This is a genomic window from Lysinibacillus sp. KCTC 33748 (assembly GCF_002237755.1).
In the GTDB taxonomy this organism is placed as follows: Bacteria; Bacillota; Bacilli; order Bacillales_A; family Planococcaceae; genus Lysinibacillus.
Window position 1 is genome coordinate 569,039 of the sequence record NZ_MWSJ01000002.1, and the last position, 25,985, is coordinate 595,023.

The following is a 25,985-nucleotide window of genomic DNA, read 5'->3' on the forward strand; positions in this document are numbered from 1 at the left end:
CTTTTTTTTACTCTGGAACACATTGTTTCCAATATTTAGACGAATTACCAAATAAAAAGGTTCGTTATTTTTTTGGAAAGATACAATTTTCCAATTTTCCAAGATTCCATTTTAAATGTTTAAATAGGGTATAACAATAAAGCTTGAGCAGTACCAATAGTACAAGGTACATATTGTTGGAAATGAATGTGTTAATCAATTCCGCCACCAGCATATGGGTGAAATCGAAGTAGAAGGGGAGGTATATTTATCGTATTTCAGGAAGGGGGACTAAATTATTGTAGAACCAAAAAAAAGGGAATCCCAACAGTCATATTAATGATTGTTGAGACACCCCGATTTTTTTCTTATTGCGGTAGGTATTCTTGGCCGTTAATTATTAGTTTAGAAGCAGAGATTAGGATTTCTTTAGATGCTTCAAAATACGGGTCTAAAATAGTGTAAAATGCTTCCCATTTCTCTTCAATTTTTGCTTCTTCTGCTTTTTTATCTAGCTTTAAGATTTCTTCATAAAGCTGTTTTAATTGCTTGCTATCCGCTTCACTAACTTTGAATTCATAGTCAGCCATGTATTCATCAAATGTTTGAGGCTTTATGAACTGATCAATGATGTCATAGAATTCCCCGTAAAGTTTTTCTTGTAAGTCATAATTGTCACCTTTATCTGCTTTTTGGATATCCTCATAAATCGCTTTTAGTTTTGCTAAAGTTTCAGCAGGGATATCTACTAAATTGAATTCTTTCATATATTCTTCAAATATTTGAGGTGGGTTAAGTTCTTCAAAATATGGATCGAGAATTTCGTAAAATTCATTCATTTTTTCTGTAGCCTTATCCTCTTGATCATCTTTTTGAAGTTTTACCCATTCTTCATAAATAGCTTTAAGCTGTTTTTTATCATTTTCTGCAATAATTACATTTTTATCTCCGAATCCAAATTCCTCCATATATTCTTCAAACGTTTGAGGCTGCCAATTAGCTAATATATAAGGTTTTGTAATTTTATGCATCTCCTCATATACTTTTCCAATTTCCTCAAATTTCTTGTCAAACTCTTCTTCTGTCATGTCATCTGAAATTTCTTTTTGCAACTTCTTCACTTCATTAAACATTTTTTCTAATTTTGTTAGCTCTTCATTTGTTACTTCTTTAGGTAATGACCTTTTATAAATCTCGAACGTGTAGAAGTCTGTATAACTCTCTACTACACCGCCTTCAACTGTGATTTCCTGTCCTTCTACTAATTTCATTTGTCCTAGTTGTTCTTCAGAAAATTTATAGAAACTAATATAGTAGTTTTTACCGTCTCTACCTTTTAAGTCAACCCCGGATTCGCCAATGCTTTTAATCGTTCCTGTAATTTGTTGTTCAATTTGAACAGTAACACCATTTGCTGGTTCTACTGAAGTAGCTCCTGCTTGTAGTGGTGTTAAAACAGCCATTCCTATTGTTAGTGCTGAAGCAATCATCCAAGATTTTTTAATCGGTTTTTTCATGATCATATCTCCCTTTTTTTACTTTGGAACTCGATGTTTCCAATATTTAGACGAATTACCAAATGAAAAGGTTCGTTGTTTTTTGAAAAATTTTTAAACATTTCATAAAATAGTGAGTTTGTTAATAATTTTCACTACCTGCCTATGAATGTATCGAAGGAGAAGGGGTTAAATCTATCATATTTATGGAAGGTAGTTTTAAAAGAAGTTCTTTTATTGTGGAATCAACAAAAAAGGGATCCCAACAATCATTTTAATGATTGTTGAGACACCCCGATTCTTTTATTTATTGAGGTAGGTAAACTTGGCCGTTAATTGTTAGTTTAGAAGCTGAGATTAGAACATCTTTATTTGCTGTAATATACGGCTCTAAAATAGTATTGAATGCTTCCCATTTCTCTTTAATTTTCGCTTGTTCTTCTTTTTTATCTAGCTTTGAGATTTCCTCATAAAGCTGTTTTAATTGCTTTCTATCCGCTTTATTAATTTTGAATTGATAGACAGCCATGTATTTTTCAAACGTTGGAAGTACTCTAAACTGATCAATGATGTTATAGAATTCCCCCATAAGTTTTCTCATTAATTTGGAATTGTCATCTCCTACTGCTTTTCGGTAATCTTCATAAATAGTTTTTAGTTTCGCTAAATCATCAGCAGAGATATCTAAATTAATGCCTTCAATGTATTCTTCAAATGTTGGAAGTGGATGACGAAGTTGGAGATAATATGGTTTGAGGATTTTGTCTATTTCTTCCATTTTTAAATTAGCCTCATCTATTTGAACATCTTTTTCAAGCTTTACCCACTCTTCATAAAGGGCTTTGAGCTCTTTTTTATCATTTTCTGCAATAATTATATTTTTTTTACTAAGTCCGTAAATTTCTAGATACTCTTCAAATGGTTGAGGCTGCCAACTAGCTATCGTATATGGCCTTTCGATTTTATATATAGCTTCATAAATTTTTGTGATTTCTTCATATTTCTCGTCAAACTCTTCTTGTGTCATTTCACCCATTTCAGCCTTCAATTCTTTTTCCAACTTCACCAGTTCATTAAACATTTTCTCTAATTTTGTTAGCTCTTCATTTGGTACTTCTTTAGGCAAGTTCTCCTTTTTATACGCTTCGAAAGTGATAAAGTCTGAATGACTCTCTACTACACCGCCTTCAGCTGTAATTTCCTGTCCTTCTACTAAGTTCATTTTTTCCTGTTGTTCTTTAGAAAATTTATAGAAACTGATATAGTAGTTTTTACCGTCTCTACCTTTTAAGTAAACCCCGGATCCGTCAATGTTAAAGCCTGTAATCGTTCCTGTAATTTGTTGTTCAATCTGAACTGTAACACCATTTATTGGTTCTACTGAAGTAGCTCCTGCTTGAAGTGGCGTCAGAACGGCCATCCCTATTGTTAATGCTGAAGCAATCATCCAAGATTTTTTAATTGGTTTTTTCATGATTATATCTCCCTTTTTAATTTGGAAATCACATTTTCCAATATTTAGACGAATTACCAAATAAAAAGTTTCGTCATGTATTGAAAGAAGTTTAAAAGTTTAAAATGTTCCATATAAGTGCTTAAATGTTTGTATAACAATTAAATTGAATGGCGGAATTTAGATAGTATTATTTTGGATAGGTGGTGCGAACTTGGGAATTGCTGAAGTATTAACAATTGTCTTTGTAGTATTAAAACTTTCGGATGTGATTGCATGGTCATGGTGGTTAGTTCTTTTGCCAGCGATAATATCTTTTAGCATATACGCACTAATTTTAGTGATGAAGTTAGTAATGGTGTTAATAGCCGTAGTGGCAGTGAAAAAACGTAGTCGAGGAATTAAATAAAGGAGATGGATACTAATGATTAAAGCTGTGATTTTTGATTTATATGGGACATTGTTAAATCGGGATAGTTTTGTTCGCTCATTTATAGATCAGCAATACGAGCGATTAAAACCACATCTACCACATATTTTAAAAGAGAATTATGTTCATCGCTTTATTGAGCTCGATAATCATGGATATGTATGGAAAGATGAAGTCTATCAGCAATTAATCGAAGAGTATTCTATAATGTTGTCTCCGCAAAAGATGTTAAATTATGTTGTAAATGGCTTTGCAGACTTTAATGTTATAGCTAACGAGGGAACTCGCAGATGGAAAAGCACATAGACGGTGGTGAATCAAAGTATGTCTCAATTATTATTAAATCAGGTGAAATAACAAGAAAGGTATGAAATTATCAACAACATGAAAAAACAGCTGAATGCATATGTTCAGCTGTTTTTTGAGTATGTAAGATAGTAATGAACATTTGAATAGAATCCATACAAAATCCTTTTACCTCATTTATTTGTTTGATATGTTTTGACTGCAGGAGGAACATAGGCTTCACATTTATCTAGTAGTGCCGCAACGTCTTCATCGACAAGTAGTGCATTTCTAGATTGGGCTTGTAAAAATTGTTCGTTTTGCATATGGTCAAATAACCCAATGAGTAAATCATAATAATGATTGATATTTAAAATACCACAAGGCTTTTGCAGAAGGCCGATTTGATTCCAAGTGAATACTTCAAATAATTCTTCTAACGTACCAGGTCCTCCAGGTAAAGCAATAAAGCCGTCAGCTAGTTCCATCATTTTGCTTTTGCGTTCATGCATAGAATTGACGACAATTAGCTCTGTTAAATTTTTATGAGAAATTTCACGCTCCTCTAATAACGTCGGAATAACCCCGATGACCTTGCCACCTTCACGCAGAACCGTGTCTGCTACTGTTCCCATCACACCGACACTTGCTCCACCATATATTAACGTAATATTACGTCTTGCTAATTCTTTTCCTAGAAGAATTGCTCCTTCTTTATATGCCTTAGAAGCACCGATGCTTGATCCGCAAAATACTGCAATACTATTCATAATGGTTCCTCCATAACTGATAAGTTTTTTCCGCAATAACGGTTAGTGAACACTAAGTGGGGGATTAAAAAGCCCCACCGATTCACTTTTCACTTTTATAGTATAATTTAATTTTAAGAGGAAAGAAATGGAGGAAATAGAAATGGAATTAAATGAGTTTCAAAAATTCGTGAAAGATTATTATGATGCACGTGGTTGGTCTGATTTAAGTATTTTTACGCGTATTGGCTTTCTAGCTGAAGAAACTGGGGAAGTAGCAAGAGCTATACGAGCGTTGGAAATTGGTAGGGATCGACCAGATGAAAAGATTCAATCCTATGAAGAAAATAAGCAAGAACTAGTAGAGGAGCTTGGAGATGTTTTAGGGAATATTATTGTTATAGCTAATAAATATGATATTTCACTCGAAGAAATTTTCACAGCTCATCAGGAAAAACTAATGGAGCGTTATAAAGCATAGAGATACATATGGGAAGGGGAAACAAATGGATTATCAAGTAGAGATTTTATTGGAAAAACACGATGACTTTACTACGTTTTTAAATACAAAGATTAGAGAGTACAACGATGAACATTCACCGTATCATAAAGAAAGTAGAAAAAAAGGTTCTGTTCGTCCGTTAAACATAATCGTAACGGATCTTCAACAGCAATGGATTGGCGGTATCACTGCTGAGGTTTATTGGGGGTGGGTAGAAATCAATAAGTTTTGGTTCAGTCAAGAATTCCGTGGAAAAGGTATCGGGGGACAGCTACTAGCGAAAGCTGAAGAAACAGCCAAGCAAATGGGGGCTACGAAGGCTTTGTTAACTACCTATGATTTTCAAGCACGTACGTTTTATGAAGCGAGGGGTTATCAAGTAGTAGGAGAAATAAAAGATTATCCCCCTGGCAGTAGTTATTTTACCATGGTAAAAACACTGGTTTAAGTATAGAAAGGCTGTTTGATTAGCTCTTTACGACAGCCTTCTGTTATATCCTTGGATATCCACGAACCCTCATACAATAAATTCAATAACTTCTTTGACTTCCTGCAACTACTTCAGGCTTGCCATTCTCAATTATTAAGGCTGTTTTTGAAAAAGGTTTATCATTTGTAACACTAAAAGCATGTCAAGACTATTTAGACAATAAAGTCTCAGCTCTATACATCAACCCAGAAGCCGAGAGATATGCAGATAAAGGGCATTATTTGCTGAAGTGGTCAAGATAAAATCAAGATTGTTGAGTTGCTTAGGCAACTCTTTCTTCTTGCTCAATTAAAGGGGAGCGTTAATTAAAGAACATTGTGTTGCGTATGCAGCTCTTTTTTTCTTTATTCAACTATCGGGGCAGGAAGGTGGAATAAGAAATCTCTATATTAGTAAAATTATGGTATATTAAATGTAATCACATTAAAGGGAGAAATTAAATGATAAAAATCGACGTAGATTTAGTTTCGAAGTTAATAAATAGCCAATTTCCAGAGTGGTCTAATTTGGTGATTAAACCTGTTAAAAAAGGTGGAAATGATAATAGAACTTTTCACTTAGGCAACAGTATGAGTGTTAGATTACCAAGTGATGAAGCTTATGTACCCCAAGTTGAAAAGGAACAGAAATGGTTACCCATTTTAGCTAGGCATATTTCTACACCAATATCTGAACCATTAGCTAAAGGAGAACCAAGTGGGGATTACCCACATCCTTGGTCAGTCAACAAATGGCTAGATGGTGAGATATTAACTATAGAAAATATTGATGATCCAAATCATTTTGCGAATGAATTGGGGGGATTTTTAGTTGAATTACAATCTATTGACGCCAATGGAGGTCCCTTAGCTGGGGAACATAATTTTTATAGAGGCGGTGATATTGTTGTATACGATGATGAGTGTAGAGATGCCATTAATAATAATGAAACTACATTTAATAAACACCTATTGGAAGAAATTTGGGGATTGGCATTATCTTCAAAGTGGGCTAGTGAACCAGTTTGGGTTCACGGTGACATAGCCCCGGGAAATATATTAATTAAAAATGGTAAATTACGTGCGGTTATTGATTTTGGGATATTGGGAGTAGGAGACCCTTCTTGCGATGCTGCAATGGCTTGGACATTTTTTGATGATACAAGCAGAAAGACATTTAAGAATGCATTGAATTTTGATGAAGAAACTTGGAATAGAGCAAGAGGTTGGGCTTTATGGAAGGCTTTAATAACCTACGACTATAATAAACATTCTAACAAAGCAGTTGCAGATGAACAATGTAATATTATCAACATAATCATTAATGATTACGAAACTGAAAAGGCGTTAAAATAGAAATTTATTGCAAGATGAGATTTCACAGAGATCTCAACTATTTTTTTTTCAACTAACGGTGCAAGTTAGTAAAAGTAGGATTTATTATTGTTCATTGCGAATAGGAATGAGGGAAAATATGGGGGTGTCAAATAAAAAGGTGCCCCTTGAATACATAAAGATTGCAAGTTTTGTTATAAGCTAACGAATCATGGAAATTATAGGGAATAGGAGCGGATTTATATTAGTATAAAAGGTAAAAGAATCAGTTGGATATTAGGGGGATTCGTTGTATTAACTATTGGTTTTATTTCTATAATCACTTGGTTTTATCCATTCTCTCCTTTCAGTGTAAAAAAGAGTTATGTCTATCATCCAGATAAGGTTTTATATGGTGGTAAAAGCTATGAAGCAATCCTGAGTGAGTTTAAAGAATCCTATAAAAAAGATTTAAATGCAGATTTAAATAACGAATATCCAAATCTTACGCTAAACCGAACACAATATGTATTGCCTATTTTTGAACAAGATTGGTTAATTAGTAAAGAATCTATCCCATTTGATGAATTGAAATTAGACAGGATGCTTCTAGATGTAAAACAAGTTAGAGAGGTTTTGCTAGAACTTGTTGTTCAAGCGGATTATACAAGTGAAGAAAGAGGATATTTAGTTAATAATATAAAAACTCTATTATCATTAGAAGATAGTATTACTCAATTAAAAAATGAAAATTACTTGTCCAGACGAGAGCTGGAAATTCAATTTCATAATCTATACGAAGAATTTATTAGTAACTTTGATTTATTCGTTACCTTTTATGAAAGGTCACACCATTGAGAAGTGTTTTTTTGACTAACAGGTGTTTTTTTCAAGATGGGATCCCAAAGAGATCTCATCTTTTTTTTATTCAACGAACGGGCAGGATAATTCAACAAGGACTTTGAAAATAGGTGGTGAAAATATGTATCAAAAGCGTATGGAAGAATTACAAAAAGCACTATATGAAACTAATATTTTTGATTATCAAATAGATAATTTTGATGGAGACACATTGGTTTTATTGGGTAGCTTTGATTTGGCTTATTATTATGAAATAAAGTTAACCTTTAAAAAAGTTGATTATATTAACTGCCCTTCCTTCTTTGATATAGACAGAATTAGACTTGCAACAGAAGAAGAAAAACAAAAGAATAGTATACAGTGTCAACTCGATAAAGAGGATATTATGATTGTGTTTGACGTTGATGTATTAGAAACATATTACTTTATTATTTGTCAGGACTTTGAATATGAAATGGGCTTAAGATATTTTAATGAAAGTAACTAATGTTATTATGCTAACGGGGTGCTTTACTTGAAGGTCATTGAGCTGTTTTAGACAGCTCTTTTTACTGTTTGTATATGAGGGGGATTCAGATTGAAAAAAGCACGTGAAAACCAAATTACTTACTTCTTTTTAGGTATAGTAATGGTTCCATTAAGTATATATATCAACTATCCTTATATATCGAGAGATGAATTTCCTGAAGGGATTATGACCTTTTTTTTAGGAACAAGTTCTTTAATGATGGCTTATCTGTCTCCACATCTATTTCCGAAAGATGAGCGTTCAAAAGAAATTATTGGTAGAAGTATGAGTGCAAATTATATCGTGCTATTCGGTACAATAACGATTTTATTTTTGTTGACAGGTTCACTTGGACAATTTGTATTAACAGCTACACAGGTTTTGACTGTTTTATTTTGTATTATGATTACCACAATCCCTTTGATAATGATTGCTTATTCTAAGGTAATTTAAAGGGTAAATTATAACTATTCATCTTTAGAAATTAAACGGTTTTATTATCTCTACTCAGGTTATGCAATTATATATTCTAGATTAAGGAATGTACTTATTGTTACTTATGCAAGAGTTTAAGATTAAGCTACCGAAGTCAAAGGTAGCTTTTCTTATTAAGCTAACTGGCAGTTTAGTGGAATATGAATCTGTTAAAATAACATATATTTTGATATGGTTGAAACAAAGCAATTAAATGAAGAGAGCTGATTTGGGTGTATGCATTTGAACTTAAAGGCAAACAAGGATTTATAAGAATTGAGTTAAATGAAGTCTTAGGTTTTCCAAAAGAAACAAGTTATTTGGGTGGCTATGATGTTAAAGGGAAAATTCAAATTAATAGTGGGAACTATTACGTAAAAGATGCCGAACTTTGGTTTTCAACAGGTCAAATATATGAATTCTATAAACAACTACTTAAATGCTACAAAGGGTTAGAAGGCATTATTAATTTTCCAAATCCTGATTCATCAGAACTTAAATTAGTGCTTGAATTTACTGGGTTAGGTAAATTTAAAATCCAAGGTAGTTTCCAAGAGTATTTATCTGTAGAGAATTTTTTAGAATTTGAATTTGAAAGTGAACAAAGTTATTTGATTTCTACGTTAGCCGAATTAAAAGAAATTGTTGATTACTATGGTGGAAATGAAGGATTAATTATATAAATCATATTCAACTAACTGGGAGCATTATTTGAATATGATAGACAATCAGAAGCAATAATTTGAGAAAACAGCCATTATTAAAAAGTTTAAGGGTATTTGTAATCTCTCCTGAATCAGTTCATGGTTCTAAAAATATATGGTTGAAAGATGACTAAAAAAACGCGCTAATGTCAACCTTATAATAAAGGGGAGATTTAGTGTGTATTCGATATCAAACTTTAAATTACTTGTTGATAAGCAGGCAGAAATTGATACTATACATCAAAACTGTGATAATTTAATACAGACAACTGTAACACCTAAAATGGATGCGGAAATTAATACATTTTTAGATGCCGTTAATAAAAAATTAACTGAACAAGGCTTTACAATTACGGTGACATCTACTGGACTAATTGCAAATTATAACGAAGCAGTAATTAATGTTGACAAGCATTCGAAAGATTTGGAAGAATGCTTTTTTATTAATTTGAATAGTTATGCGGAGGATCAAGTTTCCATTGTTTTAGACATTTCCGATACAATGATGCCAAAGATCTCTAATAACCTTGATGGCTATTCTGAGATTATCGAGCAAATGACCGATACATTAAAGTACGCAAAAAGTCTTGAAAAAGCTTGTACTTCACCAAAGTTGATTTATAAAACGCAAAGCAATATTATTTTTCATTCGGCTGAAGAAGTCATCAATTATTATTTTCAGTAAATAAAAGGCCACCCTAATAGATATATAGGGTGGCCAGTAAAGGAAGCGCTATTGATTTATATATTCCCGCTACAATAGTTTAATCAATAAATTTTCTTCCGAATATGAACAGGATCATCGTTAAGATGAAGAAATATAGTGGCATAATTATCAAAGAACCAGTATGCAGGAAACTCATACCTGACGTTATAAAGCTTACGAGTAAGTAATAGCCTAAGCTGAAAATCGCGCCAGCTGTCCCGATAACGTCCTGAAAGTTGACAAGCGCAAGGCTTAAGCAATTAGGTAGAGCAATTCCTGATCCTAATAACGTAATAAAAATGGTCACTAACATGCCAATTAGTAAGACAATAGTAGGCAATGGTAATGTACTAACGATTAGTAGTAATAAAGCCCCGACAGTCATAACTAAACAACCGAGATGAATAACTTTTTCTGGCTGATATTTATTGACTAGTCGTTTAGAAATCATGGCACCGATAATAGAGGCAAGAGCCACGATTATTCCAAGAAATCCATAAAGTCCAGGGGATAAATTGAAATGGTCAATAAAGATAAAAGGAGCTTCAGCGTAGTAACTAAATAACACGCCATTTATCCCACCAATTAGCAACCCAAAGACAAGAACCCTTGGAGATGAAATCATTCTTTTTACAACTGGAAAAATAGCCGTCCTTTTTCTCGTTGATTTATCTGTAGTTTCAGGAAGTCTGAAATAAGCATAGATAAACAACAAAATACTCATCGCAACGAGCACAAAGAAAACAGCTCTAAAACCAAGTGCTTGATCGACCCAACCGCCAATCAGCGGCCCTACAGCAGGAGTAAATGCAATGACTGCAGAAATTTGCGCAAACATCGCATGTCTTTTACTTCCGGAAACACTTTCACGCAAAATAGTTTGCGTAATAATGGAGCCTGTCGCTGCCCCAAAAGCTTGAATAAATCTACTTACTAATAGAAAAGTGATCGTTTCTGCGTAAAAACACATGAAACTTCCAATACCATAAAAAATTAAACCGCCTAGCATGGCCGGTCTTCGTCCAATAAAATCAGAAAGCCATCCCCAACAAAAGACACCTATAGCAAACCCTATAAAATAAATACTTAAAGTTAACTGTACAGATCGATTTGAGGCATTTAATGCATCTGAAATATCAGGTAGAGATGGTGTATAGATTGTCTCGCTAATCTGTGGAAAAGCTACAAGAACAATCATTAATAATAAAGATGGTGCTACATGTTTTTTCAACTTATTGCCCTCCTACAAGCAAAATCTACTTCTTTAGAAAAGAGTAGACGTAGCTAGGGAAACGGCGGGACCATTATAAGTATTCGTTCATAAGATGTCATTTTCAATCACCTATATATGCTAAAAGTAGGAGTGCATAGTCTAGCCTCTATTATATAGATTTTTGTTATTTTTAAAAGGCATTTATAGAAATATTTTCAATATTTAGGTTAGTCACCATAACGAAACGTGGGTTGATTTCCGTTTCTCTATTGCTGATCCCCAAGGAGTCGCCAACCGGAACGAAAATCGACTTTTCAAATTACAACGTTTAAAAATGTCATTACTAACCTTCAATGATAAATCTAAATTTTTGAAAAATTTAAACTTGTGCATAAAAGGGTATATATATAAAATAGAAACAAACGTTCTTGGTGGGGGTGGGAAAATGACTACATTTAATCAATTACAGTTAGTAGTATTCGAAGAAAATGATATTCCAGCATTAATTGCACTTTCTGACTCTGTCGGGTGGGATTACGATGAATTTGAAATTAGAACAGTGATGAAGTCTGGTGAAATATTTGGGCATAAAAATGCCGAGGGGGCAATTGTTTCAAGTGCGGCCATTATCACATATGATTCAAAGGTAGCTTCTATAGGCATGGTTATTGTGCATGAAAATTACAGAGGGCTTGGCCTTGGGAAATTAGCTACTCAAAAATGTATTGAAAGTGTTTCAGAACAAACGGCAATTATGCTCGTCGCAACGGAAGAGGGTGAACCGTTATATAAGAAAATGGGCTTTGCCACTGTTGATTATGTACATAAATATCTGAATAACAACTATTTCAGTGACAAAAACCTAGCTTGTAACGAGTATACAATTGAAGATTTTTATGAGCAAAATTTTGCCGATATTGTCAGCTTAGATGCAGTAGCCTTTGGAGTTAAAAGAAGTAATTTTCTACAGAATAGAATAAAACAATCGAAGCAATGTATCGTTATGAAAGATTCTCATGGGAAAATGATAGGCTTTGGCTTGTCCATTTTAGGACCACTCAATCTAATTTTAGGCCCTATTATTGCGCCTGATTCTCTAACAGCTAGTCTCATCATTCATACTTTAGCGAAGGATCATAATGGAAAATTAAGAATTGATGTACCATCCGGTCATACTGAATTTATTAAATGGTTAGAGCAAAGTGGTTTTATAGAAGCAAATAAACCTCCAGTGATGATTCTGCATGGTGAAAAAATGCCGACTAGAAATGATACACTATATGCTATAGCTGCACAAATTTTTGGATAAAACATTTATACAAAAGGAGCACACGTTTTATTGGGTGTGCTTTTTTTGTATTAAAGGATTTTAAAGGAAGTGTGGAGAATAGAGAATAAATGTATTTAAAGGGGGAGAAGTTTGTGTTTCCAAATTTAGAGACCGAAAGACTTATTTTAAGAGAGCTGACGCAAGATGATGTGCAAAGCCTCTTCAATTGCTTTTCTAATGAAGAAGTTACTCGCTATTACGGACAAGAACCATTTATAGAGTTACAACAAGCAGAAGATTTAGTGGACTTATTTTCAAAAAACTTTGCTGCAAAAAGAGGAATACGATGGGGCATTGAAAGGAAAGGAGAAAAGGGTATAATCGGGACAATTGGTTTTCATGCCTGGTCGCCTATACATAGACGAGCAGAAATCGGTTATGAAATTCATCCTGATTATTGGCGAAAAGGGTATACGCAAGAAGCGGTTACCGAAATTATGTCGTATGGCTTTCAAAATATGGGGCTAACTCGTATAGGTGCTGTTGTATTTATTGAAAACGAAGCCTCGAATAAGCTGCTAACTAAAATAGGCTTTCATAAAGAAGGAATTCTTAGAGATTATATGTACCAAAATGGGCTGGCACACGATACATTTGTCTATTCCATTTTAAACAATGTTTAAGGAATCACTTCTTCTACCTTGAAATTCGGCAAAAGTGAAGAAGTTAGTTAGGGGATAAACGTCCCGTAAAGCCTGATTCGTTCAATTAATAATAAGTGGGAATGAGGAGAACCCTACTGATTAAAGTGCCGCTTTATTAATAACAAAACTTTTAACCTATGGAAATATTTTCTCTTTATTGATATGCATTTTATTGGCTAATAAATGATGACTAAGATGTGGTTTTGTGTTTGCTTTTTTCGGTTATAGTGCTAATAAAGGCATCGTGTTATTAGTAGTGGGGCTTTGATAGAATGGAGATACAATATAGCACAGCTTATTTTGAAAAGTTGGATTTACTTGAAATTCTATATGCAGGGCAGGCACCGCTAAAAGAAGCGCTACCCACACACATTGTCAGTAAAAGTCATTTGGAACGCTTTGACCAAATAAAAGCAGCCTTTGCTAAGCTAAATAAGGAAATTCGAATACTTGAGCTAAACATTATCCAGTCCGTAAAATAAAAAACTCATGCAAAAAGACTTGCATGAGTTTTTTGTTGGGCTTCATTTTAGATGATTGTTTTAATCTTAAACTTTTTTCTCAATCTAGTGTAAATGCTGCTAAAAATACCATAGCAACGTTTATTACAAGGGCAACAATATTTAAAAAATCAGTTGTTGGCATGATTACAATAATCAATGATGATACAGCAACAAATAATGGGATTATTTTAGTGATCTTTGAGACTAGTTGTAGCTTGTGATAATGTCTAAATATGAAATAAATACCTATTAAGATTGGTGCTGTAAGCAATACGCCTAAATATCCCCATGCATCTTCAATAAACCAAGGGAAGATGCGCATACGTGAAGTGAAAATAAAAAGATTTAGAATGATAGTTCCTATTAATAGGCTGTTTATTATAATGATTTTCTTGTTTTTCTTCATTTTGATTACTCCTTTAAAAATAAAAAATTATTCATGAATTTTCCTCTTAAATATTAATACCAATGATCATCATCATCGTTTATACACAATGCTGGCTCATCATATTTTGATATACTCATATTTCTCGCAAACTTAATCCAAACTAGTTTTCCCCCTAATGTTTTTTGAAGTATTCATACCTTTGAGCTAGTGCTACGTTGGTCCGTTCAATGGATTTTCTATAGAAATCAATTACAACTTCTTAATTTAAACGACTTCATTTTTACGAATAACATTCACTAATAGTGTAATATTACACTATTAGTGACCGTTTGTAAATGAAATGATTGTGGTAAATATTAACACGTTATAATATTTGTTTATATCTAGAGGGGGCTTTGCACTGAGGGTTGTAATTGAAGAAAGTAAGAAAACACATGATAAAAATTTTAGTCAATGTTTATGTTGATAACTATAACTTATGGAAATTTATAATTAACATTGATTTTACTTATTGACCTAAGAGATGTAAAATTGTGTTAGCAAGAATATCCAGAAAGATTGGTATTAAAAACAGAAAAGAGTGATGAAGATGGGCATTGATTTTCACAAAAAGGACAATCAAACTACTTATACAACTCGGCATGCTGACCATTCATGGATTGAAACAATGAAAGAATTAGTCCCTATCACGAGTATTAATAAGGCTGCAGATATTGGCTGTGGCGGAGGGATTTACGCTAAAGCATTAGCCGATATGGGCGTAACTTCTGTGATCGGTGTGGATTTTTCAGAGGCTATGCTCGTTGGGGCAACAGAAAATTGTAAACAATATCATCAAATAACTTTCAAGCAAGGAAATGCTTTGGCAACAGGCTTAGATGATGACAGCTGTCAGTTAGTACTAGAACGAGCTTTAATACATCATATCCAAGATGTAAAGGCTTGTTTTCAAGAGGCATATAGAATTTTGGAGGATGAAGGGGTCTACATTATCCAAGATCGGACACCTGAAGACTGTCTTCTTAAGGGAGATGACTGCCATATTAGAGGCTATTTCTTTGAATGTTTTCCAAAATTAAAGGAACAAGAAATTAAACGGAGACATTGTAGTGAGCTAGTCGTTGAGACCCTTAAGGAAATAGGTTTTAACGAGATTACAGAAGTAAAGTTATGGGAAACAAGAAATGTGTATGAACTGCAAGAGCAATTGTTAAACGATTTACGGGCAAGAACAGGTAGAAGTATTTTACACGAAATAGACGATGAAGAATTAAATGATTTAGTGAATTATATTGATCAGGCTATTACAACTGAGAGTTCTATAGTGGAAAAGGATAGATGGACCATTTGGAAAGCCGTGAAATGATTATAAAAAGGATTCTTTCTGATGAACTATCCGACGGTAAAGTAGCTCAATCAATTATTCATCGATTCGATAAAAAGATACAAGCTCTCGTTCGTTTTTCAAACGAGAGCTTGTATCTTTTATTCGCCAACTAATGCGAGCATGAATTTGTCTCGATCTGCTTCCTCCTGCATTTTATTCTCGACGAGCATTGCACCGTATCTCACATTTGTCATATCCCGATCAACTAGAAATTGAACATTCACTTTTGCAGCTTTTTTATTGATAGGGCAATCTCCTTTAAATTCTACAACGTCCTGTCCTTTTTGAGTTTTAAAATATACCCAATATGGATTTTTACAAGTGTTGGCAAAGCCAGATTCTAACGTCTTATTACTATTTTCTAATGAATAGCTTTTAACATATGTAATATATTCATTATCTGTAATGTCCTTTTGTGGACCGTAAAAATACCAGAATACCCCTAAAATCCCGATTGGCACAATCCACAGAATGTTCCTTTTGCTTAATTTCCCCATAATTGAAAGCCCCCTTTATGAGAATATTTTATCATTTTTACACTGATTTTTGCTAGCTTACAATAATATTTTCTAGCCTAAGAATTATTATTGTAGATTACGTCATTTTGTCTGTTGTTTGTTGATTAATGGTTTTTTTATTTCAAAATATTTATGGGAAACTATGAGGCTTATAATGACGTCATTTATGAGCGTATGTAGGTATTCAACTTGGGCTATGTCACAATGTGGGCTTTAAGCACCTGAAAAGCCAGTACTTGTTACATTACAAAATGAACACCTAGAAATTAAATGCAAGGAGATTTACAAAATGAATTATGGATTGTTTCAATGGATTAATGATATAGCGGGGCGCTATCCTTTTCTGGATAAAGGGATGATCTTCATCACCGATAGTGTTCCTTATGTCGTAATCGTATTTATGTTATTTTTATGGTTTACTGCAAACAAAGAAAAAAGGGTAGAAAAACAATATACTGCTATATACATTGTCTTTACATGTTTACTAGGATTGGGTTTAAACGCACTCATTCACTTGGTCTACTACCATCCACGACCATTCATCACATATAGTGTTCATCAATTAGTACCGCATGCTAATGATTCTTCGTTTGTAAGTGATCATTCCGTATTAGTATTCGCTGTAGCATGTACGTTGCTTTTACGAAAAGACTCGTGGAAGTTTCCTGTTTTGGTATGGGCTATCCTAGTGGGTATTTCCCGTATCTATGTCGGCGTTCATTATCCAGCGGACGTGATTGGCGGAGCCCTTCTGTCATTTGGGGCAAGTTTAGTCATTATTAAGTCTTCTAAAAAAATGGAGCCGGTCGTACAAATCCTATTTAATATCTATAATAGACTAACGAAACGTATCCCTTTTTTAGCGAAATTCAGCCATTAAGATCTGTGTCAGGAAAATAGTCGTTTTATACTTTTTTAAGAGTATGTTTTTTATTTAATTGAAAAGCATGCTCTTTTTTTTATATTATAAATTTTGAGCCAGAAGTAAAAACGAGTGTAAAGTTAGGGTAGCTCAAACTTTGATAATGGTCGATAGCGAAGTAATGAAAGTACAATACATATAATTATTATTATCTATCCTTAGATTAACAAAAAGGAATGAATATTGTGAGAAGAAAAGGACATTTCATAGACAAAAACAAAAATCAGATTTTTAACGATGAAGCATTAGTTTCAAGTAAAGTTTACCCTGATACTCCTACATTACAGGAACTTGAACAAATGATTTTTAATGGATCAGTAGAAATGATATTTATCTGTAACTATCAAACAGAACAAACAAGCAAATTAGAACTACTGTCGATTAATGATGTTAAGTATGAATGGCATACGAAATATAAAAATAATATTAGCCTTGATGATGAAGCGTATCTAAATGATTTCCCTAATGGGTACTGTTTTTTTGTTGAGCTTTGGGAAGGCGAAAAAGGAACTCCTATTTTGGTGTTATTCGAATGCCATTAAATTGAAGGGATAGGTAATTGGATTGGGGTAGACTTCACTAAATTTAACCTCAGCTCTCCTTTCACGTTCGGAAAAGTTAATGACGGTCATGTTGTGAATTTTAATGAAAAATTAAAATCATCCGGTCTTAATGTGACCAATAGAAGTCAATTTGGCATTGATATCGATACTGAATTGTATTTCATAAAAAAATTTGGTAAAATAAAAATACAAATTATGAGAGGACTGATGAGTGGACGATGATTAACTAAACTATATTTTTATTTGAAATGAACAACTTCAAACTTCAAATTACAAAATATAGGATTAGTCTGTCCATTTTTATAAATCAGTTTATACTTTATTTGTCATGTTTCCGATGGCAATTAAGGGACTTATTTACGATCAGTAAAAGACTAATCCTTCCAATTACAAATTGGGAGGATTTTTTTATTCTCTCATAAACAATTTAAACGATAAGGGGAGAGAGAAATGGGCGATTCAGATACTATTGTTACGCATGTATTACTCCGTACAGGTCGTTAATATCCATCAAACTTATGCGGAGAAATTTAGAATGGATGGATATGCCGACTTTGTATGAAAAATAAAAAGTGTTGATATACAAAGGAGGAATTATCATGTCAATGATACAAGTTCAAAATTTAACTTTTTCTTACCCAAGCAGCTTTGACAATATTTTTGAAAATGTAAGCTTTCAAATAGATACGGATTGGAAACTAGGATTTATCGGTAGGAATGGGCGAGGAAAAACAACATTTTTTAATTTATTATTAGGGAATTATGAGTATAGAGGGAAAATCAATTCTTCGGTCGAATTTAATTATTTCCCTTATCCAGTTTCGGATAAAAACAAGTATACTCATGAAATCATGGAAGAAATTTGCCCCCAAGCAGAAGATTGGGAAATTCTTCGTGAAATATCCTATTTAGACGTTGATGCCGAGGTCATGTATCGACCTTTTAATACATTATCAAATGGAGAACAGACAAAGGTGTTGCTTGCTGCACTTTTTTTAACAGAGGGACAATTTCTATTAATTGATGAGCCAACCAACCATTTAGATACGGAAGCGCGAAAGATAGTCTCTGAATATTTAAGGAAGAAAAAAGGATTTATTTTAATTTCACATGACCGAAATTTTTTAGATGGCTGTGTTGATCATATTTTATCTATAAATAGGGCAAATATTGAAGTTCAAAGTGGTAACTATTCTTCTTGGAAGCTGAATTTTGATCGACAGCAGGAACACGAAGAGGCGACTAATGAGCGTCTACAAAAAGATATAGGGCGATTAAAACAATCTTCGAAGCGTACATCCGGTTGGTCTAATCAAGTGGAAGCTTCCAAAAATGGGACAACGAATTCAGGCTCTAAGTTAGACAAAGGTTTTGTAGGACATAAAGCAGCGAAGATGATGAAGAGAGCAAAAAACATTGAATCAAGGCAACAAAAAGCTATTGAGGAAAAGTCAAAACTGTTAAAAAATGTGGAAAAAACCGAGTCATTAAAATTAGAATCATTGGCCTTTCATTCAAATGAATTGATTGTTATGGCCGACGTGTCTGTTCAGTATGATAACCAAATAGTGAATAAGCCAATTAGCTTTAAACTTGAACAAGGTGACCGAATTGTGCTTGATGGAAAGAATGGAAGCGGAAAAAGTAGTATACTCAAACTCATGCAAGGAGATCCGATACAGTATACGGGCTCGATGTATGCAGGTTCAGGCCTCATTATTTCCTACGTCCAACAAGATACTTCTCATTTGAAGGGAATGTTATCGGACTTTATTGAAGAGCATGGGATTGATGAAACGTTATTTAAATCTATCCTACGTAAGATGGACTTTGACCGCATTCAATTTGAAAAAGATATTTCTCATTATTCTGGCGGACAAAAGAAAAAGCTACTTATCGCCAAAAGTTTATGTGAAAAAGCGCATATCTATATTTGGGATGAACCGTTGAATTTCATTGATATTTATTCGCGCATGCAGATTGAAGAGCTTATTCAAAAATTTAATCCCACAATGGTATTTGTTGAGCATGATCAAGCATTTCAACAAACAGTTGCAACAAAAACGATAACGCTGTAAACATGATTAAACTATATGAAAGCTAAAACCGTTTAAAGAAGAATCCATTTTGATCAATCTTTTCAAAATGGATTCTTTTATTTTTTGTCAACTAATGATGTAGGTAATGTTTTTTCATCAAATACAGACCTTGAAAAAGGAAGACGAAATTCACTTGATTTCTACGCAAATTACAAGCCTATTTCTAAAGAGTATTACACGTACAATGATTGGAATTAACAGAGAAAAAACGGTGAAGTATTAAGAAAATAATGAAAGAAGGCATATGGCATGTCATTAGAAAATTTAGTAAATCGTATTTGCATAGAGGCTAAAAATAGAGATAGTAAAAAAATAGACGAGTTACTATATCAACTTTGTGAGTATGAGAATCTTAAAATACTGGATATTTATCCATATCAAATAAAAAGTAATGAAAAGTTTAGTCAAGTAGAAGTATTCTTTGATAAATTGGAAAGTAAAGATTTTCAACAAAAAACTCAGGATTTTCATTCGTATTTTAAAAGCTTAGAAAAATTCGAGAAATTTTTTGAGCTGATATGGTTAGGATCATCTGAATTTTATGCTTCTTATGCTGTACCATTAACTTTGTATAAAGATACAATGTATTATAAATTCTACGAGAGGGAATGGAATGAAATATTACCCAAAAAACGTGAAGAATCAAATTTAATAAACATTGATGAGTATTCTATGTTACTTTCTCTCATTAAATTAGCTGTTTCGGATCATCTTAATGTATTCTTCATTATACCTGAAAAGAATATTGTATTTAGAGGGGATGGATAAGCGTTTATCCTATATAGTGAACATAATCTTGATCTATTTGAAAAGATAGCTAATACTGAGGGGCTCTATATACGTTGATACTCTAACTATATTGGACTTCTATTGAAAGAATAGGAGAGGTTAATCAGTTGCTGAGAAGCCATTCGTAGCGAAGTACATTGCAGATGTTTAATAACATAAAAAAGAGAGTAAGGTACTACTCTTAGAATAAATAGGATAATATTTGCATAATTTCGAGCTTAACCAGAAAGCCGTTTTTACGGTCATTGCACAGGCTAAATATTAAATACAAAACGTCAAACAGGGTTCACATTATATGATGTGAACTTTGTTTGACGTTTTCTAGTTCTTTATAATATTTTGTCGTCAAAATGCATCTTATATCAATTATCTTGCGCATGTGATGCAAGAATTGAAATATTCTTCTACACTTTTACCTATTTCGATGGTGTATATTGCCATATAGGACTTTAGACAGTTGAGTCATTTCTATATTTCCTATAATATGTAATTGTAATTGAAAGTGATAATCATTATCAATTGTTTTTAGCAACATATTTGTTCCCATTCAATTCTTATCATCAGTCTTTTTAACTAGGGAGACTAATTTTTTTATCAGCGAGTGATAACCATTATCATTTGGTAGGGAGAAGGTTTTGTGAAAGGATGATTAATTACATGCAACAGATTGCTAAACAGATTGCAGAAAATGCAACGTTTCAGGCGTTTATGAATTGTTATATAAGAGAGGTGAGTAGCGGACATTGGGTCAGGAAGGAGGAGTGGATAAAAGAACAGCGACTATCTATCTTGATTACAGAGGCACATATGTTAGAGATTGAGTTGCCGATCCAAAACACACGTTTTGCATTTGGCGTGGAATACAAATCTCTTGTTGGAAGACATATATTTGGTGTTTCCTTGAAATATTGTACGAAACAAAAACAATGGCTTGTCGAAGATAAATTAACGATACTCATCACGCTCATTCAGGAACTGCATTTTATGGCAAAGGCGGATGGATGTCTTGGACTTTCTTCCCATTTTGATGAACTGATTCTTCGTATAATTGAGAGCTATCAAACGATGGCAAATTATATTGAAAAGAGTTTGGAAGGTAAGAAACAAAATGGAGCTAACTGTACGTTTATTGAAGCTGAGCAGTCTAACTTACTTGGACATTGGCTTCATCCGACACCTAAAAGCAGACAAGGGATGGCAGATTGGCAACAAACGAGTTTTGCGCCAGAGTTACAAGGTTCTTTCCAACTTCACTATTTTCGTGTCGACCGTAAAATTGTGAAAGAGTCCTCTGTATTAGAAAAAAGTGCAAGTGAACTCATTTCTCAGTCTTTAACAAAATCACAACCCGATTTTGTTATGTCAGAGACAGATTGCTTCATTCCGATGCACCCGCTTCAAGCACAGTGGCTTTTACAGCAACAGTATGTAAAAGAAGCGCTTGCTGAAGGGTTAATAAAATACGAAGGTACGCTTGGGGCATTTTATACAGCAACCTCTTCGATAAGAACGGTATATAGCTCAGATGAAGAAATGATGTATAAGTTTTCAATTCCTGTAAAAATAACGAATTCATTGAGGGTGAATAGAACTCATGAACTAAAAGCTGGAATTGTTATGGCTCGGTTAATGAGTAAGATTGATTTCTTACAGAACCATCCATCTTTCCGGATGATTGATGACCCAGCCTATATGACTGTAGAGTTCCCAAATCAGACGGAATCAGGGTTTGAGGTTATATTGCGCTCAAACGTATTTCCTAAAGGGCATGATGAAGGGATCTGCATGATTGCTACTCTTGTGCAAGAGCCCTTGCCAAATGAAAAATCAAAACTGTGTCAGCTCATTATGAAAATCTCACAATCAGAATTCCGCTCATTAGAGAGTGTAAGCTTAGATTGGTTTAAAGTGTATTGGAAATGCGCTATTGAACCATTATTAAGATTATACGATGAGCATGGAATAGCTCTCGAAGCACACCAGCAAAATAGTCTGTTAAACATTTCTTCAGGTTATCCAACTACTTATTATTATCGTGATAACCAAGGTTATTACTTATCAAAAACATATAAAGAAGTGCTTCTTTCAATAGAGCCTTCTTTACATGAAACAGCTGAGCTATTTTACGAAGATGCCCTTATTCATGATAGATTTACATATTATTTGTTTATGAATCAATTATTCCCCATTATTTCCCGATTTGGAGCGGATCAGCTAATCGATGAAAAAATTCTTTTGAAGTGGTCTATCGATCAACTGCACTTATTAGAAAAAGAATTTACAGGTTTCGGGAAGGCATTTGTTCGTAACATTCTAAAACAAGAAGAGCTTCCGTTCAAAGCAAATTTATTAACAAGGTTTCATGATGTAGATGAACTAGAAGCCGAACTTGAACAAGCGGTATACACGAAAATTCCAAATCCGTTCGTTTTTCAGCATGAGGAGGAAGAATATGCAGCAGCTACAGCCTTTAGCTTCTAAACAAGGAGAGCTACGAGTAAGGCGGCAGCTTGTAGAAGCAATGATTTTTGAAGGACTGATCAAATATGAAGAAACACCTTTAGATAAATGGACTTCAATTTTTACACTTGTTGGTCAGAAGTGCACCTATCGTTGTGAAGGAAGAAGAATGGCGTTTGATCGCATCCGAATACAGGGAGATAGTATTTTTCTAGTAGGAAAAGATGAAACGTTACTAGAAGCACCACTTGAGGATCTAGTAGATGAATTACTTTCGACTCGTAAAGACAAAGTTCGGTTACTGAAAGAACTTCATTTGACGAGTAAGCTATGTGAATGGAATGATCGTCATCTCCAACTGCCGATGTCGAGAAGAAATTCGAGCTATGAAGAATTAGAATCAGAAATCATTGAAGGACATCCATATCATCCTTGTTATAAATCCAGAACCGGTTTTACGATCGACGACCATAAAGACTATGGCCCTGAGGCAAAGCAATCTTTTACCCTTCAATGGGTTGCGGTACGAAGAAGCTACGTACGAATTTCTGTTCTTGAAGAGGAAGAGAACTTTTGGAAAAGAGAGCTAGGGCATTTGCTGTGGGAAGACCTTCTTGCAACGCTAGCGGTATTCGATGGAACATTTGAAGAATATACGTTCTTACCGATTCATCCTTGGCAATGGCATAACATGAAACAAGAACTTGCTGGATTAATGGAGCAAAAAGATCTAGTACCTCTAAATGTGAAAGGAGATTACTATAGGGCAACCCAATCAGTGCGAACATTATGGAACTTTTCAAATCTGAAAAAGGCGCAATTAAAATGCTCGATGAATATGGTGAATACCTCTTCATTACGAAAGCTACATTCTCATGCTGTTTGTGCCGCTCCTCATATTTCAGCATGGCTTAAACAGGTAGTTCAATTAGACGACTATTTACAAAAGGAAGCGTCTCTTATTGTACTGGAAGAATATGCAGGGATTATTTTTGAACCGAATACAAAAAAACATAGTAGAAAACTAGAAGGTCAGTTAGGTTCCATATGGCGAGAAAGTGTGCGCATGTATATGAAGGATGAAGAGGAAGCGGTACCGTTTACGGTACTAATGATGATGGAGTTAGATGGGCGTCCATTTATTGATGATTGGCTTTGCCGATATGGAACGGAGGAGTGGGTAAAACGCTTGATAGAAGTGAGTGTTATCCCTGTGTGGCACTTGCTTGTCGCTCACGGTATTGCTGTTGAGGCACATGCGCAAAATATGATTTTATTACATCAAAATGGATGGCCGACTCGAGTTGTACTGAGGGATTTCCATGACAGTATCGAATATATGGAAGAATTCATTGCAGATAGAAGCCTCGTTCCAGACTTCGAAACGATACACGAACGTTTTAAAGATGCACATGTCGATCATTATTATTGGATGTCTTCTGTAGAGGCTTTACGAGAGTTAGCTATGGATACACTATTCGTGTTTCATTTAAGTGAACTATCTTATTTGCTAGAAGAGCAGTATGGATTTGAAGAAACACGTTTTTGGAGTCTAGTTAAGAACGGAATACAGAAACACTTTGAACGTTTTCCATCATTACGCTTTAGAAATGAACAGCTTCAGCATACTAGCACACATATTTATGTTGAATCTTTACTAACAAAGAAACTTCAAAATCAAGAAGAAGGTAATTTTCGACATATCGTCAACAATACGTTGGCGCAAGCGGATGAAAAGGGGAAATGATGATGTTTTATGTCAATGATCAATTTTATACAGTAGAAGATATCGAGAAGCAATTTGAACTATATGAAAGCTTACCTCATCTAAGAGAGTGTAACAATCGCAGACTAGCTATTTGTACGGATGATACTTTCCAATATATAGCTCTTTGTTTATACATTCGCGAAAAAGGTGGATCAGTTGTCCCAATCCATCCAGCGACGCCAAAAGAGGGATCTGTACGGCTTGCTTCTTCAGCACGTAGTCATCTTTTGTTGTTCCAATCAATCGATTCTTTCATCGAACTATCAAATCATGTCAATAACCAAGAAGGCGTATTAGTTCAAATGAGCTCAGGTACAACGGGAGTTCCGAAATGTATTGAACGAACGTGGAGTTCAGTGGAAGAAGAGATTGAAAGTTATGTAAAGACATTACCTGTCGATTCCTTGACAAATTCTGTTGTTGCTTGTCCGGTTACTCATTCTTATGGATTCATCTGTGGTGTCTTAGCTTGCATAAGAAGGGGAGCAAAGCCGGTTATTATTACGAATAGTAATCCTAAATATATTTTGAAAAAGCTAAAAGAATATCCTAAGCACATCATCTATGGGGCTCCAGCGTTACTTTATACATTAAGTAAATTATTACCGGTTGATCAACAATTTGATCGTGTGATGACGTCAGGAACTGTGATGCCACATAGCTGGTTGACATCGCTAAGAGAGAAATCTAACCAAGTACTACAGCAGTATGGATGCTCTGAATCGGGGTGTGTTGCAATTCACCCTAATGTGGAAGATCCGAAAGAAATGGGTTACCCCCTTCCTCATGTGAAGGTGACAGCTGGTGATAAACAAACACCGAGCGAAATTATCATTGAATCGTCTACACAAACAATTCATACGAAAGATCTTGGCTATATAGAAAATAATGTTCTTTCTTTTCTTGCAAGAATAGATGACACGATTAATGTAGCAGGCTTGAATGTGTATCCGCAAGAAGTTGAGGCTGTATTAATGGGTGAGCCAAGAATAGTCGAAGCTGTCGTATATAAGAAACAAGACAACTTATCAGGAGAGCGAGTATGCGCACTATATGTGTCTACTGAACCAATCGATAGTATGGAACTTAGAGAATGGTGCTGGAAATATCTCGCTCCACATCAAATTCCGATGGAGTTTGTGTTTGTTCATGAAATTGAAAAGCTACCTAACGGAAAAGTAAGTAGAAAAAAACTTGGAGGCATACCAGTATGACGCGCCAACAATTGATCAAGAGCATCTATGATATTATGGAAAATTCATTAGAGTTGCAGACACTGTCTTCTTTTAATGAAGATGCCCGATTAAATGAGGATTTGTATATGGATTCAATTATGGTCCTTCAACTGATTCTTCATTTAGAGTTGGATCTTGGCATTCCCATTCCCGATGAGGTTCTCGTTCCTAAAGATTTCAAAACAGTAGGAACACTAGCAAGCTTTTTAGAAAAACAGCAAAAGGTAGAATAATCGG

At 34.2% G+C, this 25,985-nt stretch carries 28 protein-coding genes; 22 read left to right on the plus strand and 6 right to left on the minus strand.

Going from position 1 to position 25,985, the window contains the following annotated elements; genetic code table 11:
* Positions 1-347 precede the first annotated feature (347 nt).
* Positions 348-1,496, minus strand: coding sequence for a hypothetical protein (locus B1B04_RS05600; RefSeq protein WP_079560316.1), 1,149 nt, complete (start codon positions 1,494-1,496; stop codon positions 348-350).
* A gap of 286 nt (positions 1,497-1,782) precedes the next feature.
* Positions 1,783-2,949, minus strand: a complete 1,167-nt coding sequence (locus B1B04_RS05605) for a hypothetical protein (RefSeq protein WP_079560317.1) — start codon at positions 2,947-2,949, stop codon at positions 1,783-1,785.
* 193 nt (positions 2,950-3,142) lie between these two features.
* Between B1B04_RS05605 and B1B04_RS05610 the strand changes: the two genes are divergently transcribed.
* Together B1B04_RS05610 and B1B04_RS05615 are read left to right on the plus strand one after the other, a co-directional pair.
* Positions 3,143-3,337, plus strand: coding sequence for a transmembrane Fragile-X-F protein (locus B1B04_RS05610; RefSeq protein ID WP_079560318.1), 195 nt, complete (start codon positions 3,143-3,145; stop codon positions 3,335-3,337).
* Positions 3,338-3,352: 15 nt separating this feature from the next.
* Positions 3,353-3,664: an HAD family hydrolase gene (locus B1B04_RS05615; RefSeq protein WP_079560319.1), complete on the plus strand. Its 312-nt coding sequence runs from the start codon at positions 3,353-3,355 to the stop codon at positions 3,662-3,664.
* Positions 3,665-3,837: 173 nt separating this feature from the next.
* Here B1B04_RS05615 and B1B04_RS05620 read toward each other — a convergent pair whose 3' ends face one another.
* Positions 3,838-4,413 (minus strand): LOG family protein, encoded by a 576-nt coding sequence (locus B1B04_RS05620; protein WP_079560320.1) that lies wholly within the window; start codon positions 4,411-4,413, stop codon positions 3,838-3,840.
* 142 nt (positions 4,414-4,555) lie between these two features.
* On the opposite strand from B1B04_RS05620, the gene B1B04_RS05625 reads away from it, so the two are divergent.
* From B1B04_RS05625 to B1B04_RS05660, 8 genes are all read left to right on the plus strand, one after another.
* A complete protein-coding gene (locus tag B1B04_RS05625; protein ID WP_079560382.1) occupies positions 4,556-4,873 on the plus strand; it encodes a MazG nucleotide pyrophosphohydrolase domain-containing protein in 318 nt (105 codons plus the stop codon).
* 25 nt (positions 4,874-4,898) lie between these two features.
* Positions 4,899-5,342: a GNAT family N-acetyltransferase gene (locus B1B04_RS05630; protein WP_079560321.1), complete on the plus strand. Its 444-nt coding sequence runs from the start codon at positions 4,899-4,901 to the stop codon at positions 5,340-5,342.
* A gap of 482 nt (positions 5,343-5,824) precedes the next feature.
* Positions 5,825-6,718 carry an aminoglycoside phosphotransferase family protein gene (locus B1B04_RS05635; RefSeq protein ID WP_079560322.1) on the plus strand — a complete coding sequence of 298 codons (894 nt, stop codon included), beginning with the start codon at positions 5,825-5,827 and terminating at the stop codon, positions 6,716-6,718.
* A gap of 489 nt (positions 6,719-7,207) precedes the next feature.
* Positions 7,208-7,534, plus strand: coding sequence for a hypothetical protein (locus B1B04_RS05640; RefSeq protein WP_139376944.1), 327 nt, complete (start codon positions 7,208-7,210; stop codon positions 7,532-7,534).
* Between the two features lie 124 nt (positions 7,535-7,658).
* Positions 7,659-8,024: a hypothetical protein gene (locus B1B04_RS05645; protein WP_079560324.1), complete on the plus strand. Its 366-nt coding sequence runs from the start codon at positions 7,659-7,661 to the stop codon at positions 8,022-8,024.
* Positions 8,025-8,114: 90 nt separating this feature from the next.
* The gene (locus B1B04_RS05650) at positions 8,115-8,498 is read left to right on the plus strand and encodes a hypothetical protein (RefSeq protein ID WP_079560325.1); all 384 of its coding nucleotides are present in this window, start codon (positions 8,115-8,117) and stop codon (positions 8,496-8,498) included.
* A 254-nt stretch (positions 8,499-8,752) separates the two neighbouring features.
* Entirely contained in the window at positions 8,753-9,202 is a 450-nt protein-coding gene (locus B1B04_RS05655) for a WapI family immunity protein (RefSeq protein WP_079560326.1), read from the plus strand.
* 199 nt (positions 9,203-9,401) lie between these two features.
* On the plus strand, positions 9,402-9,908 hold the full coding sequence (locus B1B04_RS05660) for a hypothetical protein (protein WP_079560327.1): 507 nt from the start codon (positions 9,402-9,404) through the stop codon (positions 9,906-9,908).
* A gap of 79 nt (positions 9,909-9,987) precedes the next feature.
* Here B1B04_RS05660 and B1B04_RS05665 read toward each other — a convergent pair whose 3' ends face one another.
* Entirely contained in the window at positions 9,988-11,160 is a 1,173-nt protein-coding gene (locus B1B04_RS05665; protein ID WP_170938898.1) for a multidrug effflux MFS transporter, read from the minus strand.
* A gap of 427 nt (positions 11,161-11,587) precedes the next feature.
* Here B1B04_RS05665 and B1B04_RS05670 point away from each other — a divergent pair, with 427 nt between their 5' ends.
* The 3 genes from B1B04_RS05670 to B1B04_RS05680 all read left to right on the plus strand — a co-directional run bounded on the left by B1B04_RS05670 (position 11,588) and on the right by B1B04_RS05680 (position 13,598).
* On the plus strand, positions 11,588-12,451 hold the full coding sequence (locus B1B04_RS05670) for a GNAT family N-acetyltransferase (RefSeq protein ID WP_079560328.1): 864 nt from the start codon (positions 11,588-11,590) through the stop codon (positions 12,449-12,451).
* A gap of 113 nt (positions 12,452-12,564) precedes the next feature.
* Positions 12,565-13,095 carry a GNAT family N-acetyltransferase gene (locus B1B04_RS05675; protein WP_079560329.1) on the plus strand — a complete coding sequence of 177 codons (531 nt, stop codon included), beginning with the start codon at positions 12,565-12,567 and terminating at the stop codon, positions 13,093-13,095.
* Positions 13,096-13,388: 293 nt separating this feature from the next.
* Positions 13,389-13,598, plus strand: a complete 210-nt coding sequence (locus B1B04_RS05680) for a hypothetical protein (protein ID WP_079560330.1) — start codon at positions 13,389-13,391, stop codon at positions 13,596-13,598.
* A 79-nt stretch (positions 13,599-13,677) separates the two neighbouring features.
* On the opposite strand, the gene B1B04_RS05685 is transcribed toward B1B04_RS05680, so the two are convergent.
* Entirely contained in the window at positions 13,678-14,025 is a 348-nt protein-coding gene (locus tag B1B04_RS05685; RefSeq protein WP_079560331.1) for a hypothetical protein, read from the minus strand.
* A gap of 571 nt (positions 14,026-14,596) precedes the next feature.
* Here B1B04_RS05685 and B1B04_RS05690 point away from each other — a divergent pair.
* The gene (locus tag B1B04_RS05690) at positions 14,597-15,373 is read left to right on the plus strand and encodes a class I SAM-dependent methyltransferase (protein WP_079560332.1); all 777 of its coding nucleotides are present in this window, start codon (positions 14,597-14,599) and stop codon (positions 15,371-15,373) included.
* Positions 15,374-15,492: 119 nt separating this feature from the next.
* On the opposite strand, the gene B1B04_RS05695 is transcribed toward B1B04_RS05690, so the two are convergent.
* The gene (locus tag B1B04_RS05695; protein ID WP_079560333.1) at positions 15,493-15,891 is read right to left on the minus strand and encodes a glucosamine 6-phosphate synthetase; all 399 of its coding nucleotides are present in this window, start codon (positions 15,889-15,891) and stop codon (positions 15,493-15,495) included.
* Positions 15,892-16,201: 310 nt separating this feature from the next.
* On the opposite strand from B1B04_RS05695, the gene B1B04_RS05700 reads away from it, so the two are divergent.
* The 8 genes from B1B04_RS05700 (at position 16,202) to asbD (ending at position 25,981) form a co-directional block, all read left to right on the plus strand.
* Complete coding sequence (locus B1B04_RS05700) at positions 16,202-16,792, plus strand: undecaprenyl-diphosphatase (protein WP_079560334.1); 591 nt, start codon at positions 16,202-16,204, stop codon at positions 16,790-16,792.
* 218 nt (positions 16,793-17,010) lie between these two features.
* A complete protein-coding gene (locus tag B1B04_RS05705; RefSeq protein ID WP_240518212.1) occupies positions 17,011-17,376 on the plus strand; it encodes a hypothetical protein in 366 nt (121 codons plus the stop codon).
* A 620-nt stretch (positions 17,377-17,996) separates the two neighbouring features.
* On the plus strand, positions 17,997-19,475 hold the full coding sequence (locus B1B04_RS05710; protein ID WP_079560336.1) for an Lsa family ABC-F type ribosomal protection protein: 1,479 nt from the start codon (positions 17,997-17,999) through the stop codon (positions 19,473-19,475).
* Between the two features lie 270 nt (positions 19,476-19,745).
* Positions 19,746-20,264, plus strand: coding sequence for a hypothetical protein (locus B1B04_RS05715; protein WP_240518213.1), 519 nt, complete (start codon positions 19,746-19,748; stop codon positions 20,262-20,264).
* Between the two features lie 666 nt (positions 20,265-20,930).
* Complete coding sequence (locus B1B04_RS05720; protein ID WP_240518214.1) at positions 20,931-22,766, plus strand: IucA/IucC family protein; 1,836 nt, start codon at positions 20,931-20,933, stop codon at positions 22,764-22,766.
* Positions 22,738-24,492, plus strand: coding sequence for an IucA/IucC family protein (locus B1B04_RS05725; protein WP_079560338.1), 1,755 nt, complete (start codon positions 22,738-22,740; stop codon positions 24,490-24,492). Before B1B04_RS05720 ends, B1B04_RS05725 begins: the two co-directional genes overlap by 29 nt.
* Complete coding sequence (locus tag B1B04_RS05730; protein WP_240518215.1) at positions 24,489-25,727, plus strand: AMP-binding protein; 1,239 nt, start codon at positions 24,489-24,491, stop codon at positions 25,725-25,727. The genes B1B04_RS05725 and B1B04_RS05730 overlap by 4 nt, the downstream gene beginning before the upstream one ends.
* Positions 25,724-25,981 carry a petrobactin biosynthesis protein AsbD gene (asbD, locus tag B1B04_RS05735; protein WP_079560340.1) on the plus strand — a complete coding sequence of 86 codons (258 nt, stop codon included), beginning with the start codon at positions 25,724-25,726 and terminating at the stop codon, positions 25,979-25,981. Before B1B04_RS05730 ends, asbD begins: the two co-directional genes overlap by 4 nt.
* Positions 25,982-25,985 lie beyond the last annotated feature (4 nt).